The organism is Zeaxanthinibacter enoshimensis (assembly GCF_004362865.1).
Classification (GTDB): Bacteria; Bacteroidota; Bacteroidia; order Flavobacteriales; family Flavobacteriaceae; genus Zeaxanthinibacter; species Zeaxanthinibacter enoshimensis.
In genome coordinates this window covers 663,431-681,647 of sequence record NZ_SNYI01000001.1, presented here as the reverse complement: position 1 = coordinate 681,647, position 18,217 = coordinate 663,431, and the positions used below count along the sequence as shown (strand labels likewise).

At 40.2% G+C, this 18,217-nt stretch carries 16 protein-coding genes; all 16 read left to right on the top strand.

From position 1 onward, the window contains the following. Positions 1–68 precede the first annotated feature (68 nt). The gene (locus CLV82_RS03065; RefSeq protein ID WP_133642824.1) at positions 69–1,757 is read left to right on the top strand and encodes a DUF6909 family protein; all 1,689 of its coding nucleotides are present in this window, start codon (positions 69–71) and stop codon (positions 1,755–1,757) included. Next, positions 1,757–2,761 (top strand): hypothetical protein, encoded by a 1,005-nt coding sequence (locus CLV82_RS03060; protein WP_133642823.1) that lies wholly within the window; start codon positions 1,757–1,759, stop codon positions 2,759–2,761. Before CLV82_RS03065 ends, CLV82_RS03060 begins: the two co-directional genes overlap by 1 nt. 44 nt (positions 2,762–2,805) lie before the next feature. After that, the gene (gene rfbB / locus CLV82_RS03055; protein WP_133642822.1) at positions 2,806–3,843 is read left to right on the top strand and encodes a dTDP-glucose 4,6-dehydratase; all 1,038 of its coding nucleotides are present in this window, start codon (positions 2,806–2,808) and stop codon (positions 3,841–3,843) included. A 26-nt stretch (positions 3,844–3,869) separates the two neighbouring features. Continuing rightward, the gene (rfbA, locus tag CLV82_RS03050) at positions 3,870–4,727 is read left to right on the top strand and encodes a glucose-1-phosphate thymidylyltransferase RfbA (RefSeq protein WP_133642821.1); all 858 of its coding nucleotides are present in this window, start codon (positions 3,870–3,872) and stop codon (positions 4,725–4,727) included. A 9-nt stretch (positions 4,728–4,736) separates the two neighbouring features. After that, positions 4,737–5,282, top strand: a complete 546-nt coding sequence (gene rfbC, locus CLV82_RS03045) for a dTDP-4-dehydrorhamnose 3,5-epimerase (RefSeq protein ID WP_133642820.1) — start codon at positions 4,737–4,739, stop codon at positions 5,280–5,282. Next, positions 5,279–6,064, top strand: a complete 786-nt coding sequence (gene rfbD, locus CLV82_RS03040; RefSeq protein WP_133642819.1) for a dTDP-4-dehydrorhamnose reductase — start codon at positions 5,279–5,281, stop codon at positions 6,062–6,064. Before rfbC ends, rfbD begins: the two co-directional genes overlap by 4 nt. Further along, positions 6,061–6,642 carry an acyltransferase gene (locus tag CLV82_RS03035; RefSeq protein WP_133642818.1) on the top strand — a complete coding sequence of 194 codons (582 nt, stop codon included), beginning with the start codon at positions 6,061–6,063 and terminating at the stop codon, positions 6,640–6,642. Before rfbD ends, CLV82_RS03035 begins: the two co-directional genes overlap by 4 nt. 5 nt (positions 6,643–6,647) lie before the next feature. Beyond that, positions 6,648–7,751 carry a DegT/DnrJ/EryC1/StrS family aminotransferase gene (locus tag CLV82_RS03030; protein ID WP_133642817.1) on the top strand — a complete coding sequence of 368 codons (1,104 nt, stop codon included), beginning with the start codon at positions 6,648–6,650 and terminating at the stop codon, positions 7,749–7,751. Continuing rightward, a complete protein-coding gene (locus tag CLV82_RS03025; protein WP_133642816.1) occupies positions 7,748–8,683 on the top strand; it encodes a Gfo/Idh/MocA family protein in 936 nt (311 codons plus the stop codon). The genes CLV82_RS03030 and CLV82_RS03025 overlap by 4 nt, the downstream gene beginning before the upstream one ends. 40 nt (positions 8,684–8,723) lie before the next feature. Next, positions 8,724–9,992, top strand: a complete 1,269-nt coding sequence (locus CLV82_RS03020; protein WP_133642815.1) for a lipopolysaccharide biosynthesis protein — start codon at positions 8,724–8,726, stop codon at positions 9,990–9,992. Positions 9,993–9,998: 6 nt separating this feature from the next. Then, the gene (locus CLV82_RS03015; RefSeq protein WP_133642814.1) at positions 9,999–11,264 is read left to right on the top strand and encodes an O-antigen ligase family protein; all 1,266 of its coding nucleotides are present in this window, start codon (positions 9,999–10,001) and stop codon (positions 11,262–11,264) included. A gap of 1,233 nt (positions 11,265–12,497) precedes the next feature. After that, entirely contained in the window at positions 12,498–13,616 is a 1,119-nt protein-coding gene (locus tag CLV82_RS03010; protein ID WP_208107962.1) for a glycosyltransferase family 4 protein, read from the top strand. A gap of 32 nt (positions 13,617–13,648) precedes the next feature. Further along, positions 13,649–14,749: a non-hydrolyzing UDP-N-acetylglucosamine 2-epimerase gene (gene wecB / locus CLV82_RS03005; RefSeq protein ID WP_133642813.1), complete on the top strand. Its 1,101-nt coding sequence runs from the start codon at positions 13,649–13,651 to the stop codon at positions 14,747–14,749. Between the two features lie 88 nt (positions 14,750–14,837). Next, complete coding sequence (locus CLV82_RS03000; protein ID WP_133642812.1) at positions 14,838–15,515, top strand: HAD family hydrolase; 678 nt, start codon at positions 14,838–14,840, stop codon at positions 15,513–15,515. Next, positions 15,512–16,591 (top strand): class II aldolase/adducin family protein, encoded by a 1,080-nt coding sequence (locus CLV82_RS02995; protein WP_133642811.1) that lies wholly within the window; start codon positions 15,512–15,514, stop codon positions 16,589–16,591. Before CLV82_RS03000 ends, CLV82_RS02995 begins: the two co-directional genes overlap by 4 nt. 41 nt (positions 16,592–16,632) lie before the next feature. Beyond that, on the top strand, positions 16,633–18,216 hold the full coding sequence (locus CLV82_RS02990) for a hypothetical protein (protein ID WP_133642810.1): 1,584 nt from the start codon (positions 16,633–16,635) through the stop codon (positions 18,214–18,216). The last annotated feature ends 1 nt before the right edge of the window (position 18,217 follow it).

Genomic DNA, 18,217 nt, shown 5'->3' with positions numbered 1-18,217 from the left:
AGCTGCCTCTTATCCCCCATATATTTATTAAAAACTGTACTTTAGCGGCATCTTACCGATTGTACTCTATGGAAAAAGTTAAAGATACTACCCGGGCACAGGAATCCACCAATGCCATCGAGCGGCTGTATATAACCATGCGACACCTTTTTAACAGGGGTTTTTACAAGCCTATGGGGGTGTCAGGAGAAACCCTTAAAAATGCGCTGTTGCAACTGCGACCGGAAATATATGGTTCCGTAGCAGAGGAAAAGGCTGAATTTAACGGGCTCATCTATGTATTAGAGCGACTGCCGGCGGGGATAGAGCAGTGCCGGTTTATTAACCTCACCTCGGACGAAGGGTATTCCGACACCCATTTTGAACCGATCGTCCCCCCGAAACGGAGGAGGAACTGTTACCGGATCGATGATGAGCAGATGAATATCGAGATCACCAGGGGGCGCTCGGATATCTATGATATCCTGACCCACCTGACCTTCCTGTTCATAGAATCCCAGAAGATCAGCCGCAGGGTATTGATCGAGGATACGGACAAGACCATCCGCGACTGGCAGAAACTGGAGGAACTGGTACAAAAGGATGAACTGAGCCAGGCTGAACGTGAACGTGCCCTGGTACATACTGCCAGTATCCTGGGAAGGCCTTTCACGGAAACCATGGCTATGCATAAGAAACTTGCCACGGAAGAAAGTCCTGAGAGATTCCTCGAGATCATTTACTGGCTGGGGAAACACGCCATAGAAGAAGAGATAGGCGGGGAAAAGAGGGCTATTACCTTCAGCACCCTGTTACGGGAGAGACTGGGTCACCATATCCACGGGGAGCGATGGGCGAACACCATAAAAAGGACACTGCATGAACAGGGACTGATAAAGAGACCTATCCACATCATCAGTGCGAATATGCATTCGGTGATGAATTCCATTTTTGCCAAGAAAGTACTGGAAAAGGAATTTCCCGATAAAAACAGCCTGGAGATCTTCGAGGCCCTGAGTACCGATGTCAACCAGGAGCTGAGGCAGAAGGTGACCAACGTGGCCAAAAAGAACGGCATGACCTTTATCAATGACGAATCGGGAACCAATATCGATGTACAGATCTTCGATCTTGCGAAGATGGACAGGGATCACTGCAGTTACAAACTTTCCGATGACCTGCCCGAGGAGCAGATCCCGGTGATCTTTGTCATGGATTACGCTTTTGGCGAGCAGGCATACGAGACCATTGATGAATTGCTGAAGCCGTACAAGGTAAAGCACGAAGCACCTGTTTTTATGAACATAGCTTCGATCTCCATCATGGGAAAAGCCGGTATCCTGGAAGGAGGAAAAGGTGACCTGATGATCCCGTCGGCTCATATTTTTGAAGGTACGGCAGACAATTACCCCTTTGAGAACCAGTTATCCGCCGAGGATTTCAGGGGCCACGGACTCAAAGTGCTGGAGGGGACCATGGTTACGGTGCTGGGAACCTCGTTGCAGAACAAGGATATCCTGAAATTCTTCCACAATTCCACCTGGGGTGTAATCGGCCTGGAGATGGAAGGGGTCCATTACCAGAAGGCCATACAGTCGGCATCGAAAATTCGAAAGAGCATACGAGATGACGTAAAAGTACGTTACGCTTATTACGCCTCGGATAATCCTCTGGAAACAGGAAGTACTTTGGCTTCCGGCGGCCTTGGCACCACCGGGGTAAAACCCACATATTTGATCACGGACAAGATTTTAGAACAGATATTTAATTCGCACTGATGGAAGAGCACAAATCAACCAACCGACCACAAAACTCAGATGAGATAGATCTGGGGCAGGTATTCCAATTGATTAATAAGGGAATAAACAGTGTTTTTCGTTCGATTTTGCGATTGTTCGTGTATTTTAAAAACAACATACTGATATTCAGCGGACTAATCCTGGTGGGATTGTTAATTGGTTATGGGTTAAACCAGATCGTTAGTAAGAAATTAAAGACGGAAGTTATTGTAAAACCCTATATAGAGAGTAAAAGCTATCTGTATGACGTAGTGAACGAGATCCAGGCGAATTTGATAGCCGACGATGCCTCTTTCTTTAAGCCGATGGGCATTGAAATTGCGGATCTTGCAGATTTTGAAGTCACTATAGAGCCTATGGCAGAACCAGAGGTCAGTGAAAATCTGGAATCTGAGATCATGTACCTGGAAGTACTTGAGAAATTCCAGAACACGGATTTTGTGAGTGATGTGTTAATTTCTGAAATTTATAATAAGAGCAGTCTGAATCATAAGATCACTTTCCTATATAAAGACAGGGCGAGTGGCCATGAAGCGGCAAAGAAGCTTATGTCATATATCAACTCTAACAGCTATTTTAAAGAGGTGGTAGAAATTGGCCGGGAGAATGCTAAAGAACGAATAGAAAACAATAAAACGCTGGTAAAGCAAATAGATAAGTTAATAGAATCTTATTCAGAGAGGATGACCAGCACTGACAGAAATGTGAATACCGGGCGATTCGTAGTAAGCGATGACCAGCCATTCGATGTTACGAGCCTGCTGAATCTGAAAAATGGCCTATTAAAGGATATTGAGAAAAAGCGACTCGAATTACAACAACAAAAAGACCCGATAAACATTCTTCATTTTGGAATGCCGCAGCAGGTACAAAAGGCATTTTTCGGCAAGAATATTGTACTTATACCCATGATCTTGGTATTGGGGTATCTTCTTTTTTCAATCCTTATCTATCTGAATAATAAAGCTGAGAAGATGTTGTAATTTGATATAACAAGGACTACACTAATGGTGCAATAGCTATAGATATGAATATTTTGATTACCGGAGGAGCAGGCTTTATAGGGTCTCACGTGGTTAGAAGGTTTGTAGATCAATATCCAGATTATCATATATTCAATATCGATGCACTGACATACGCAGGGAATCCGGATAATATTGCAGATCTGGAGGGACGAGCCAACTATACTTTTATCCATGGGGATATTAGGGACAAACAATTACTTTCTAGTTTATTCTCTGTACACAATTTTGATGGTGTAATACACCTGGCCGCAGAATCCCACGTTGATCGATCCATATCGGATCCTATGGCATTCCTGGATACAAATCTTATGGGGACTGTTAACCTGCTGGAAGCTGCCCGACATAGTTGGCCAACCCAGGCAAAGGACAAGTTATTCTATCACATCAGCACCGATGAGGTATACGGTTCCCTAGGTGAGGAGGGATACTTTAAAGAAACTACTCCCTACTCCCCCAATTCACCTTATGCAGCCTCCAAGGCCGGGTCAGATCATTTTGTAAGGGCCTATGGCGCTACTTATGGTTTGCCTTATGTCATCAGTAATTGTTCTAATAATTACGGACCAAATCAGTACCCCGAAAAGCTAATCCCGCTTATATTAAATCGCATAATGGAGGAAAAATCACTTCCGATATATGGGGATGGAAGCAACAAACGGGATTGGTTATATGTAGAGGATCATGCATTAGCTATAGACTTGGTATATCATAAGGGACAACCTGGTCAATCCTATAATATCGGGAGTAATTGCGAATGGAAGAACCTGGACCTGGTTAAACTGTTATGCCGGCTAATGGATGAGAAATTTGGAAGGGAAGAAGGCAGCTCCGCAAATTTGATAACTTTTGTTGAGGACAGACCGGGGCACGACCATAGATATGCTATAGATGCTACAAAAATCAGGTCAGAACTGGGTTGGAAGCCTTTGTATACCTTCGAGGAAGGTCTTAAAAAAACCATAGATTGGTACGTAGAAAATACTACCTGGGTTCGTCGTATCCTGACTGGTGAATACAGGGAGAAACCCGGGAAAGATTGAAAACAGGATATATTTAAAACCGGAGTATGAAAGGAATTATTTTAGCCGGGGGTACAGGTTCACGACTTTTCCCGATCACCTTAGCCGTGAGCAAACAGCTAATGCCGGTATACGACAAACCGATGATCTATTACCCGTTAGCAACCTTACTTTCTGCCGGTATCCGGGAAATATTATTAATAACCACGCCGGAGGATAGGGTGGTTTTCGAGAAATTACTGGGCGACGGATCACAACTGGGGTGCACATTTGAATACGCGGTGCAACAGGAGCCCAGAGGACTCGCTGATGCATTTATTATTGGGGAGGCCTTTATTGGCCAGGACAAAGTGGCCTTGATATTGGGGGATAATATATTTTATGGATCCGGATTGGCAGAATTGCTTAAATCTAATATTGATCCTGACGGTGGAATCATCTATGGGTACCACGTACAGGATCCTGAAAGGTACGGGGTGGTCGAATTCAACGAACAAGGGAAAGCGATCAGCATAGAAGAAAAACCAAGGAAACCGAAATCCAATTATGCCGTTCCCGGGATATATTTCTATGATAACGAGGTAGTAAAAATTGCTAAGGGCATACAACCCAGTAAGCGGGGTGAACTGGAGATTACGGATGTTAACCGGGCTTACCTTAAGAAGGGTAAACTTAAAGTGAGTATTTTGGATAGAGGGACGGCCTGGCTGGATACGGGCACTTTTAACTCCTTAATGCAGGCAGGGCAATTTGTCGAAGTAATCGAGGAACGTCAAGGCCTCAAGATAGGCGCTATAGAAGAGATCGCTTATATAAACGGATTTATAGATAAGAAACAACTTCACAAACTTGCTGCACCTTTATTGAAAAGCGGGTATGGGGAATATTTAATGAATCTTAAATAAGTATACTACGTGCAAATAGAAGAAATACCACTGAAAGGTTGTTACCTGATTACTCCTGAGATTCATAAGGACCATAGAGGACTTTTCTTTGAGGCATTTAACCAACGAGAATTAGAAGAAAAGCTGGGAATACCCCTGGAATTTGTACAGGATAATCATTCTGTTTCAGCCAAAGGCGTGCTGCGGGGACTTCATTACCAGGCCTCTCCTTATGGGCAATCAAAACTGGTCCGTGTAGCAAAAGGAGAAGTGCTGGATGTGATGGTAGATCTTCGCCCGGATAGTCTCACCTTTGGGAAACATTTTAAGATCAGACTGTCCGGTATCAATGGTAAGATGATCTACATGCCAAAAGGGATCGCCCACGGTTTTATAGCACTACAAGACGATACTCATTTTCTTTATAAATGTGGCGAATATTATAATAAAGGCGCAGAACGAGGTGTCATATTTAGTGATCCGTCATTGAACATCGACTGGGAGTATCCCCGGGAAGAAATACTGTTATCAGAAAAAGACCTCGAATTACCAACCCTGAAAGAATTAGGGAAATGAAACAAGTGCTTGTTACCGGAGCAGGAGGGCAATTGGCAAGATGTCTCCAAAAAATGCCTCAGGATTCGGAAGTCCGATTTACTTTTGTGAATAAGGCTACCATGGATATTACCGATCCAATTTCCATTCGAAGAATTTTGGACAATACGGAGTTTGATTATTGTATTAACTGTGCCGCGTATACTGACGTGGAAACCGCTGAAAAATCACCTAAGAAAGCCTTTGAAGTTAATGCAGAAGGAGTCAGGAACCTTGCAGGTTCATGTGAATCCAGGGCGATTACCTTAATTCACATATCAACAGACTACGTCTTTGACGGTGAAAAGGAAGGGCCATACCTGGCTACGGATATCCCAAATCCAATCAACGAATACGGCAAGTCTAAACTGCTTGGGGAAGAATATATTAAAAGACTAATGACCCGGTATTTTATCATTCGGACTTCCTGGCTTTATTCCGAGTTTGGATCTAATTTTTATACCAAGATCAGGGATAAAGCAGAAAAAGGAGAAACACTCTATATAACGGATGAGCAGATCGGGTGTCCAACTGACGCAAACAATCTCGCGCAGTATTTGCGTAAAATAATAAGTGGGGGTTCAGAGGATTACGGGATATATCATTTTACCGACGGAGTTCCGATGTCTTGGTATCAATGGGCAATAAATATTGTGAATGACATGGCCTTAGACGCCTCTTCACTGGTTGTAAGGCATAGTAATTATCGTACTTTTGCCGCCAGACCACGAAATAGTGTATTAAAAACCCAGGATCAAGGATGAAAGAAAAATCATATTTCGCACACGAAACCGCCGTCATAGATGCAGGTGCTATTATTGGGGAGGGTACCAAGATTTGGCATTTCTCACATATTATGAAAGATTGTGTTATAGGGGAGAAATGCAATATTGGTCAGAATGTGGTGGTCTCTCCTCGGGTGGTTCTGGGAAAAAATGTTAAGGTGCAGAACAACGTTTCCATATACACCGGAGTAATATGCGAGGATGATGTCTTCCTTGGGCCCTCAATGGTGTTTACAAACGTCATTAACCCGCGTAGCGCGGTAATCCGCAGGGATGAATATAAAGAGACTGTAGTCAGTAAAGGCGCATCTATTGGTGCGAATGCCACCATTGTATGTGGCAACCCCATAGGTTCGTATTCCCTGATAGGAGCGGGTGCGGTCATTACAAAATCAGTTCCCCCTTATGCCTTGGTAGTGGGAAATCCTGGAAGACAGATTGGGTGGGTAAGTGAATATGGTCATCGACTGGATTTTAATGCAGAAGGATCTGCTGTATGCCCGGAAAGCGGCCAATTATATCGATTAGAAAATAATCAGGTTAAACGCGTTAGTTAATATATATGAAGATAGATTTTGCAAAATTACCGGAGGCGTATAGTGAACATGAGAATGAGATCAAGGAGGCCGCCCTGGAAGTTATGTCTTCAGCCAGGTATATTCTTGGTAAAGAGACCGTTGATTTTGAAAATAACCTCGCTGGATTCGTAGGATGTAAGTATGCTCTGGGATGTTCCTCGGGGACTGACGCCTTGTTATTGGCAATGATGGCTCTTGGAATCAAGGCGGGGGATGAAATTATAACCAGTCCGTTTACTTTTATAGCGACAGCAGAAACAATAGCCTGTCTTGGAGCTATACCCGTTTTTGTAGACATTGAGGAGGGAACTTATAACATAGACCCCGGCAATATTGAGACTGCAATTACGGAGCGAACCAAGGCGATAATGCCGGTTTCCCTATATGGGCAGCCTTCCGGAATGGATGAGATCAACGCTATTGCAGCAAAGCATGGTCTTGCTGTCATTGAGGATGGAGCCCAGAGCTTTGGAGCATTATATAAAGGCAAACGCAGTGGAAATTTAAGTACTGTGGGATGTACCAGTTTTTTCCCTGCGAAACCACTGGGATGTTTCGGTGATGGCGGGGCTGTCTTTACAGATGATGAAGTGTTGTATGAGAAGATGAAGGCGATGAGGGTTCACGGGCAGGTCGCACGGTATACTCATAAGTACATCGGAATGGGAGGGCGATTAGATAATTTACAGGCAGCAATTTTGGACGTTAAGCTTAAGTACTATGAGAATGATATTCAAAGACGTCAACAGGTAGCATCCGCTTACAATGAGAATTTAAAGAACAGCGACCTTATACTCCCGGTGGTTGCAGATGATCGCAGCTCGGTTTGGGCGCAGTACACGGTCAGGATCAAGAAGAGGGAAATGGTACAGGAAATACTAAGTCAGGCCGGAATTCCAACCGCAGTACATTACCCAATTCCTCTGCATTTGCAGGAATGTTTTGAATATCTTGGATATAGTGCTGGTGATTTCCCGATTACGGAGGCTTTTTCGAAAGAGGTGATGAGCTTGCCTATGAATCCGTACCTTGACCAGAATGAAATAAAATACATAACCGACCAATTAATTAAAATCACCAAGGAATGAAGCACTTCGCATTGATAGGAGCGGCAGGATATATTGCTCCAAGACATATGAAAGCAATTAAGGATACCGGGAATAATTTACTTGCCGCTTATGATAAGGGAGATAGTGTAGGAGTAATAGATTCATATTTTCCGAAAGCAGATTTCTTCGTCGAATTTGAGCGCTTTGACCGGCACATAGAAAAATTAAAGTACGAGAAGGAAACTTACCTTGATTTCGTAAGTATCTGTTCCCCAAATTATCTTCACGATGCCCATATTAGATTTGCCCTCCGAAGTGGAGCTGATGCCATTTGTGAAAAACCCTTGGTCCTTAACCCGTGGAATGTTGATAAGCTAAAACACGTAGAGGAAAAGACAGGAAAAAAGATTTATAATATCCTGCAATTGCGAGTGCATCCCAGTATTATTGCACTCAGGGAAAAGGTGCAACAGGCACCTAAGGACACGAAATTTGACGTTGATCTTACCTACCTTACATCCAGAGGCCACTGGTATTTTACCTCTTGGAAAGGTGATATGAGCAAATCAGGAGGCATTGCAACCAATATCGGGGTTCATTTCTATGATATGCTGTCCTGGATTTTTGGGGATGTACAGGAAAATATTGTTCACGTTCACGAGGAAGATCGTGCAGCTGGGTATTTGGAATTTGAAAACGCAAGGGTCCGCTGGTTTCTCAGTATTAATGCTGATTATCTACCTGGGGAGATAAAGGAGAAAGGACAGACAACTTTCAGATCTATCACCATAAACGGAGAGGAGCTTGAGTTCAGTGGTGGGTTTACGGACCTGCATACCATGGTTTACCGGGATATCCTGGAAGGAAAAGGATATGGGCTGGAAGCAGCCCGAACCGCTATCGAGATAGTGCATGATATCAGACAGGCAGAACCGGTGGGAAAAAAAGGATCTTACCATCCTTTCATCTAATACAGTGATATCACTAAATTAACTGCAAGCGACCACACAATTGGCTAAAATTTGGGACCGTTTAATAAAATCCGAATTTACGAGGAATGTCTCCTCCCAAATGTTGGGAACGGGTATCGCTCAGATTTTACCCTTCCTAGCCACTCCCCTTCTCACCCGGCTCTATACTGAGGAGGATTTTGCGAATTATACCTCATTTTTCGCATTGGCCACTATTTTTGCTGTAGGTGTTGGAGGGAAATACCATATGGCCATTGTTTTGCCTAAGTCTGAAGCCCGGGCTTTAAGACTATTCACCTTAAGCATCTACCTCACAGTTGCTTATACATTTCTATTGGGCATAGGTTTTTTTATCCTATCTCAATTTTCTGTTCCAGACCTTGGCCCACTGGTATATTTTGTTCCGCTTTATGTCCTGTTCTTTGGCATATGGAATTCTTTCACCCTTCTTTCTATTCGGAAAAAAACTTTCAGATATAATGCATACTCCAAAATAATGCAGTCTGTGGGTTATATCCTGACGGCAGTTGTGCTTGGGTTAGCGAAGATATCTCTTTATGGTCTAGTACTTGCAAAGATCCTTGGAACCATGGGTTCATGGGGATACCTCTTTGGTAAATCGGGAATCCGGACTTCTCTAATTCCTATTAAAAAGCTGAAACAAGTAGCGCAGGAATATATTGATTATCCCAAATACGGTATAGCCCCGGCTCTGCTCAACACAATTTCCACACAAGCCATCATCTTGGTCCTGACGGCGTATTACACTGTAGATGATCTTGGTTATTATGGACTTACATATATGGTGCTGAGTGCTCCGCTAGGGCTTATAGGAACATCTTACAGGGATGTCTTTTATCAGAAGATCGCAGACCTTGTTAACCAACGAAGGTTCTCGGAAGGAATTGTATTCTTTAAGAAATCGGCATGGGTTCTCTTTGCAATGGGAATTAGTATTGCCATTATATTATATTTTTTTGGACCAGGGCTATTTAGCCTGGTATTTGGCAGTAAATGGGTTAGGTCTGGTGAATTTGCAAGTATACTAGCCATGAGTTTTGTATTTAAAATTGTGGCTAGTCCGCTGTCTTCCATTTTTAATGCAGCTAATGAATTAAAGACGGCATCTGTCTGGCAGGTAGGATATTTTGTAACTACCTTTTTAACTCTCGGCATAAGCGTTTATGTATTAGATTTAAATGTTATCACTCTATTATACGTATACGTTGCGCATGAGGTCATATTATATACATTGTATTTTTTATTACAATTCAGGACACTTTCAAAGTTTAAACAATCTCGTAGTTAAACAGATATGAAGGGAATGGATTGGGTTATAAAAAATAAGTTCAATAAGCAACACCTGTACTTTTACGGAGCACTAGGTTATCTGTTTTTAATCCCTTTTGAGCAAAAGCTTGCTACCCTTGCGATGATTGTATGGGCCATTCTTGCACTCCTAAGTTTACGAAAAAGAAGGGTAAACTCTAATTGGAGGATGTTCATGTTGCCAGCCCTTTATTTGATTTATACAGCAGGCTTGTTTTTGGCATACCGGGGTGAACTTAAATATTTAGAACATAGACTTTCATTTTTATTATTTCCCGCGCTTTTTATTCTTTTCCAGTATACGCCACAAGAGCGAAAAAAGATGATGAAAGCATTTTTGTGGGGACTAGTAGGTGCAGGGTTTTATTGTCTGTTTTTTGCTATTTACCGATCAATGGAATTTGAGATGGGAAGTATTCATTTCCAGCCAGCAGTCTTGGATGGCAAAAAGTTCATGGAGTCGATCATGTATGGAGGCAATTATTTTTTTGGTAATCACTTTTCGATATTCCACCAAACGGTATATTTTGCGATGTACTTTTCGGTAGGACTTTGTATTGTCTTGTTTAAAGGAAAGATTTTATCTCTTTGGGAAAGGTGGTTTTTACTCATATTTTACCTTTTCATCCTATTCCTGATTTCAAATAAGGCATCCTTCATTGTACTTACTATATTATTTTTTTATTGGCTTCATACCCTTCAAATGAAATTCCGATATAAGTTGATAGCCTTAGGTTGCATATTAACCGGAATAATCGCCCTGACCATTTTAAACCCGAGAGTGTCAGAAAGCTTGAATAAAATATCAGAAATGCAGTTTTCGATTGATAAAAGTGCCAGGTATGGTTATTCAACTAGGTTACTCACTTGGGATGCATCGATAGAATTGATAAAGGCAAGGCCTATAGCCGGATATGGAGTCGGGAATGCACAGGATGCTTTAAATAATGTTTATGCAAAGATGGATTATCAATATCCTTTACGTGAAAAGTTGAATGCTCATAACCAATTTTTACAGATCTGGATTGAAAACGGTGTAGTGGGTATTTTGCTGTTAATACTAATATTCGTTCTCCTTATCCAGAGAGCATACCGATTTGCCAGCCCTGATAAAAGTTTTCTCATCGCAATAGTTTTCATTTTGTTAATCAATGCTCTTTTTGAGAGTATATTAAACAGGTTTTCGGGAATCTCTTTTTTTGCCTTCCTGACTTCTTTTATCTTTTCACTGACTAAAGTACGGAGCAATTGAAGATTAGACCCTCATTAACATTATATTTTGTGATTTACTTTTTCTTGTTAATGGGATTGTACCACTACAAGATCAAATACTACTTTTATTGGGAAAACATTGCTGAACTGAAAAATGGAATATTTGATTTTTCTATTGGACGCTTCTTGGCGTCATGCATTCTTTTCTCATTTAATCTTTGGATACTTAAAAGGATTAACACCAGAAAATTAGGGTTTATCATACTCTCCCTATTTTTCATTCTAGTGACTATACCATCACTAATTGCCTTTGTATCAGAAGGTATGTACCCTCTGCAACTATTGGTATTTCACCAATTGTTCTTTCTTATCCTCTGGGCCTTACTCAAATTGAAATTCAATCTTTCCTTTATTCCAGTATTAAATAAAAGGCAAGGCCTCCTTATTCTTCTGTTAATAACCGTAGTAGGGACATTGCCCTATTTAATCGTTTATGGCCCCCATATTAATCTGAAAAATCTACTTCTTCTTGATGTATACAAGACCAGAAGCGATATGGCAGGACTTTCCAATTTTTATTTCGGTTATACGTATTCCCTGTTTACCAAGATTATCATTCCGCTAATCATTGTATTTTCACTTGAATTGAAGAATAAGTTGCTTGTCCTAGTTGGAATCTTTTATCTCGTACTTTTTTATTTATTCGGAGCGCACAAAACGGTATATCTTGGCCTTATAGCAGTCTTGATATTCTACAAATGGACGTATTTAAAGTCAGTCAGCAGGATTCTTCTGTACTCCTCCATTTTTATTATTCTTTGTTTAATTTTTTCAGCAGTAGGTTATGATTATCCTTGGATTCTAACTTTCAGAAGGGTGCATTTCCTCCCAACCTTACTGGATATTGCATATTTAGATTTCTTTAGGGATAATTACATGTATTGGTCAGAATCTGTTTTGGGGGCCTTCGTGAATTACCCTTATATTATTCGACATGAATATTTGATTGGGGAGGCTTACTTTAACCGACCGGATATGGCGGCTAATAATGGGTTAATTTCAGATGGGTATATGAATATGGGCACGGTGGGTGTGTGGTTAAACATATGCATTGTCGCTATTTATTTCATGATTTTGAACAACCTAAAAATACCGTCTAAGTATTTTGGATTGTTCTTACTGGTAATCTTTTCTTTTATAAGTTCCTCTATCTTTACAGTCTTATTAACCCATGGAGCCCTTGCATTATTAATAATTTCAATATTTCTACTTCGTGAAGAAAAAAATTAAAGTTTGTCACTTGACATCTGTACATCATAGGTATGATACTAGGATACTTTATAAAGAGTGTATTAGTCTAAAAAATCATGGTCTGGACGTACATCTTATTGTAGCTGACGAAAAAGAAGATGAAGTTTTTGAGGGGATCAGCATTCATAGCGTAGGGAAAACCGAAGGTAAAATATCCCGATTTATAAAGGCTACAAAGCGAGTATTCAATAAAGCACTCGACTTAGATGCAGATATTTACCATTTTCATGACCCCGAGCTATTACCTTATGGTAAAAAACTGAAGAAAAAGGGAAAGGTTGTAATCTATGACACTCATGAAGATCTGCCAAGGCAGTTAATGAGTAAAGAATATGTCCCGATATTGGCCAGACGACCATTGGCCTTAGGCATGGAATGGTATGAGGATAATATTGTGAAAAACTTTGACGCTGTTATCACGGCTACACCACATATCAGTAAAAGATTCTCCAGACTCAATGATACAGTGGTCGATATTAATAATTTTCCGCTACTCTCAGATCTCGATTTACAAGTGACGAAATGGGAAACAAAACGAAATGAAATATGTTATATTGGGAGTATAACGGAAATACGAGGATTAAGTCAGATTATCTTAGCAACTAGCCTCCTTCCCAATATAGTCCTTAATCTTGCTGGAAGCGTTGCTCCTAAGTCGTACCTACAAACTTTAAGCTCTTTAGATGGATGGACTAAGACTAATTATATGGGTCAAATTAATCGCAATGAGGTTAAAAGCGTAATGAAGCAATCCAAAGTGGGTCTGGTGACCTTCCTTCCATATGGGAATCACATTCACTCTCAACCTAATAAATTATTTGAATACATGGCCCAAGGAATACCCTTAGTGGCCTCAAATTTTGATCTTTGGAAAGAAATTGTGGAAAGATATGACTGCGGAATTTGCGTTAATCCGAGAGATCCTGAAGCTATTGCTGGGGCCATTAAGTTTTTATTGGAACATGACGAGCTCTCTGAAAAAAAAGGTCAAAATGGGCGAAATGCCATATTGGAAAAATTTAATTGGGATTCTGAGCAGAAGAAGTTAACCGGTCTTTATGATATGCTCTTAAAACATTGATGATAACTAATCATAAATTATATCGGAATAAGATGAGTAAAAAGATTGTTACGGTTATTGGTGCAAGACCTCAGTTTGTAAAGGCTGCTGTGGTAAGCAGAGCAATAAATCTGCATAATAAGTCCTTAACGAAAAGAGATAATTGGATTGAAGAAAAAATCATTCATACAGGTCAACATTTCGACAATAACATGAGTGAAATATTCTTCAAACAAATGGAAATTCCTAAGCCTGATTTCAATTTAGAAATTAACAGCATGTCTCATGGTGCAATGACCGGCAATATGCTGATGGAAATTGAAAAGGTCTTGCTGCTGGAAAAACCTGATTGGGTACTAGTTTACGGGGACACTAATTCTACTATCGCAGGTGCACTAGCGGCTAAGAAACTACATATTAAAGTAGCACATGTAGAAGCTGGCTTGAGATCGTTTAATATGCAAATGCCCGAGGAAGTTAATAGGATTTTAACAGATAGGATTAGTGACCTTTTGTTCTGCCCTACGGAAAGTGCTGTTCAGAATCTTATGGATGAAGGTTATGCGTCACTTTCACCTAAGATTGTTCAATGCGGAGATGTAATGAATGATGCAGCAATATATTATAAAAATTTGGCTGTGAAACCCCACGGCATTGACCTGGATGCCAATTTGGTATTATCGACGATCCACCGACAAGAGAATACGGATAACCCGAAAAAATTAAAAAATATTTTTGATGGCTTAGCAGAAATCAGCAAGATAAATCAGGTTGTTCTACCTCTACATCCTCGGACCTCAAAAATGTTAAAAGAGTATGGTATTACCCCAAGTAAGAATATAAGAATAATAGAACCAGTGGGATATTTCGAAATGATATGGCTATTGATGAATTCTATTTGTGTAATTACTGATAGTGGCGGACTTCAGAAGGAGGCTTTCTTTTTTGATAAGCCTTGTATTACGGTGCGAGAAGAAACGGAATGGACAGAACTTATAGAGCATGGGGTTAATTTTCTGGTGGGCTCAAATAAAGATTTAATGATAAAAACCTTTAACCAAATTCTTAATGGACACATCGATTTTAATTTAAATCTATACGGTGATGGCCATACCGGGAAACAGATTGTACAAGAACTTATTTCCTTTGAATAAAAACTGACATAGCGTGCTGAAGATGAGAATGAATTTACTTGTTCTCTAAATTCGAAAGCACAGGTATTTTTTAATTTAAAAAAGTGGGATGCCTAAACATATAATATTAGACTTAGATAATAGCATATATTCTTATGATGCACCTCACCAGGCTTCCATGGAGGCAGTATTCTCAGAATTCCAGTCTCTTTTCGGGATCAATAGGGAAATTTTAAAGAAGTCTTTTGCTCATGCCCGGATGCAAACACAATTAGAGTTACCGGCCAGAGCAGCTTCTCATAACAGACTTCTGTATTTCCAGAAGATGATAGAGGCCTTAGGGCTGAATAGTTTAAAATACGGATTGCATTTTTATAATACCTATTGGGAAACTTTTTTAGATCGGATGGAGCTTGATAAAGATGTTAAACCGATGCTGGAGAGTTTTCATGAAAAGGGTATGCGAATATGCCTGCTTACGGACTTAACTGCACATATTCAATTTCGAAAAGTAGAGAAGTTCCATTTAACAGAATTGATATATAGAATGGTAAGTAGTGAAGAAGTTGGTGTGGAAAAACCCCACCCTTACATGTTCACAAAGGCACTTCAGAAATTAGAATGTACTGCTGGCGAAGCTATCATGATTGGTGATAGCTGGGAAAAGGATATTGTAGGAGCACAGGCTATGGGAATAAGGAGTATATGGATAAACAGGAAAAATGAGATTAAAGATCTCCCTGATTCTGTTCAGGAAGTCGCTCACTTTAACGAAATAATATTATGAATCGGGAAACAGCAGTGAACAAATTGGTTACTATGTCGGCAGGGGTCGGGGAGCGATTTGACCTTGTACAGGCAGGGGGAGGGAATACTTCTGTAAAATTTGGTGAGTCTATGCTTATCAAGGCCTCGGGATACCTGCTTTCTGAGCTACATGCAAATAAGGGTTTCACGGAAGTTAATACTCAAGACGTTTTATCGATCATGGAAAACCAGGAGGTTCTGAATTCAGGAGATAAGAGAAGTAAAGACCAGAGCGCTTCAGAACTCCTGAAGAAGACTATAGTGAAGGGTAAGGACAGGCCCTCGATTGAAACTTACCTCCATGCTTTATTATACACCTATACCTGTCATGTCCACGCCATCGCAGTGAATGTATTTACGAGTCATAAATTGTGGGAGACAATTACCCCTGAACTTTATCCTAATGCACTTCTTGTCCCCTATGAAACCCCGGGGATTGAGCTGGCTTTATTACTAAAGAAAAAGCTGGAAGAATATAAAGAAAGTTATGGTCAGATCCCTAAGGTTATTTTTCTTCAGAATCATGGCTTAATTGTAAGCTCTGATACATATGAAGAAATTGCAGGCATTACAAATGAAATCGTTACCAGGGCAGAGCAATTATCGGGTTTAGATCTATCCCGGTACCACATGGTTAACCGGATTTCTGAACTCTACCGCAACGCCTTTAAGACTCATCAAATAGCATATTTATCCGAGGATGCAATTATCCAGGACATTATAACCGGTAAATCAGAGACCCCCGGGGTGCGCCCGTTTTCCCCGGATGGATTTGTATTTTGTGGATACAAGGTGTTGGAGTTAGAAAATCTGGACGAGAAAGATCTTATACGATACAAGAAGGAGTATCAAGGGCCGCCAACTCTGATTCGATTTAATGGTCATCTTTTTATTATGGCAGCAGATCTGAAAAAAGCTAAAATGATAGAAGATGTATTGAAAAACAATCTACTTATAGCAAACCATTTAAAGAATGACCTTTTTTACCTCCCCGAGGAGGAAATTAATTTTTTAGGAAATTGGGAAGCTGAGAAATACAGGCAGAATCTTCCCTGAATTCCAAGAAAAAATTCCTAGTCCACTAAAAATATAATCACTTGTATCAAAAACGTCATTCGATTCCTCGTGAGATAAATATTTATTTAAGCTTCCTGTGTTTTATAGGCTTCCTGTCTTTTTTTCAAAATCCCACCGCCTATACATGGGCTGAACAGGATATGATGCCCTTTCTTATGAAAATCTTCAACGAGAACCTTTTGGTTGAAGATTTCTTCACTCAAGCTTCCATGATAAAGAATCCCCGGTGGGTGTATGGATACCTTATTGTCGGAATTTCCACAGTTACAAGTTTGCATTGGTATACAGTATTATATTTTCTAAAATTAATAATGTTGATACTATATCCTGCGATAATATTCTTGGTGCTGTGTGGACTTTCGCTCAAAGGAGTTTCCAGGAATAAGATGATTCGTATAATGCCCTTTATTGCGCTGATAGTTGCCATATTCGTTCTTTCAAAAGATTTAAACCAATTTTTTGCAATAGGGTCATGGCGGCCTTTCAATGCTTCCTTATATCCTGCCAATCTTTCTATGTTCTTTTGTTTTACCGGGATTATTATTAAGGAATTTAGAATATCAGGACAATGGGCTTTTCTAGGGCTATTCATTATTGGAGCTTTGATACATCCGGTGATGGCTCTGTTTGTTGCAGGGTTTTATTTGCCCTTTTTATTGCCAGGATGGAAAAAAGAGCTGAAAACAATATTTAAAATTATTGCTGCTATTCTGATACCGGGTTTGTTGATCAGTCTCTTCCTCAAGGATGCCTCCAACATGGACACCTCACAATTCATTCAGTATTATATTTTCGAGAGACATCCCTGGCATTATCATGTGCCGGACTATAAGCAGTATAATCCGATGTGGCTTTGGACGTTTACAGGTATCTCAGTGATGTACCTTATTCCAATCTTCTATGGTATTAAAAAGCGAAGTAAATATCTTGTAATTTCTACTGCTACAGCGATGATTTTTTTTATTACTGCAGTTACACTGCAATTTATCTTTATTGATATTATCCCCCTGAAATTTATAGCCTACCTTGGGCCATCTCGGTATACTACGTTTGGACTTTGGTCTGTTCTGGTCTGCTGGATCTTAATGTTAGGATTATTAATAAAAGAAAAACCGGTATCCCCGCTTCCTGTTATGCCTTATAAGGCCCTGCTTTTATTAATTTTTAGTCTTATCATATCAGGAGCATCTCTAATGGATGATCCTTGGCAGCCCCCGTCTTTGACCAAAAGGAATTTATTTAGCTTTGTTCATAATACTCCGCGAGAATCTGTATTTCTTACATATTCGCAAGCATTAAATACAGATATGAGAATAATTGGGAAAAGGAATGTGCTGATCTCAAAAGAATTCCCGTTCGCAGAATCCAGAATAAAGGAACATGCTGAGCGATATACGGCAGTATACGGCTCACGTCTTAATAGAATTTCCGAAATACAATATTTTCGAAGCCTGAAACCTGAGGATTGGAAAAATATCGCAGAACAATATGGACTTGATTTCTTATTAATCGAAAAAGACTATTCAGATTCCTTTAATTCTCTGACTCCTGTTTGGGAAGAGGGGGATTGGCAAATATTTGCATTAAAAGATTTTAAACTATAAA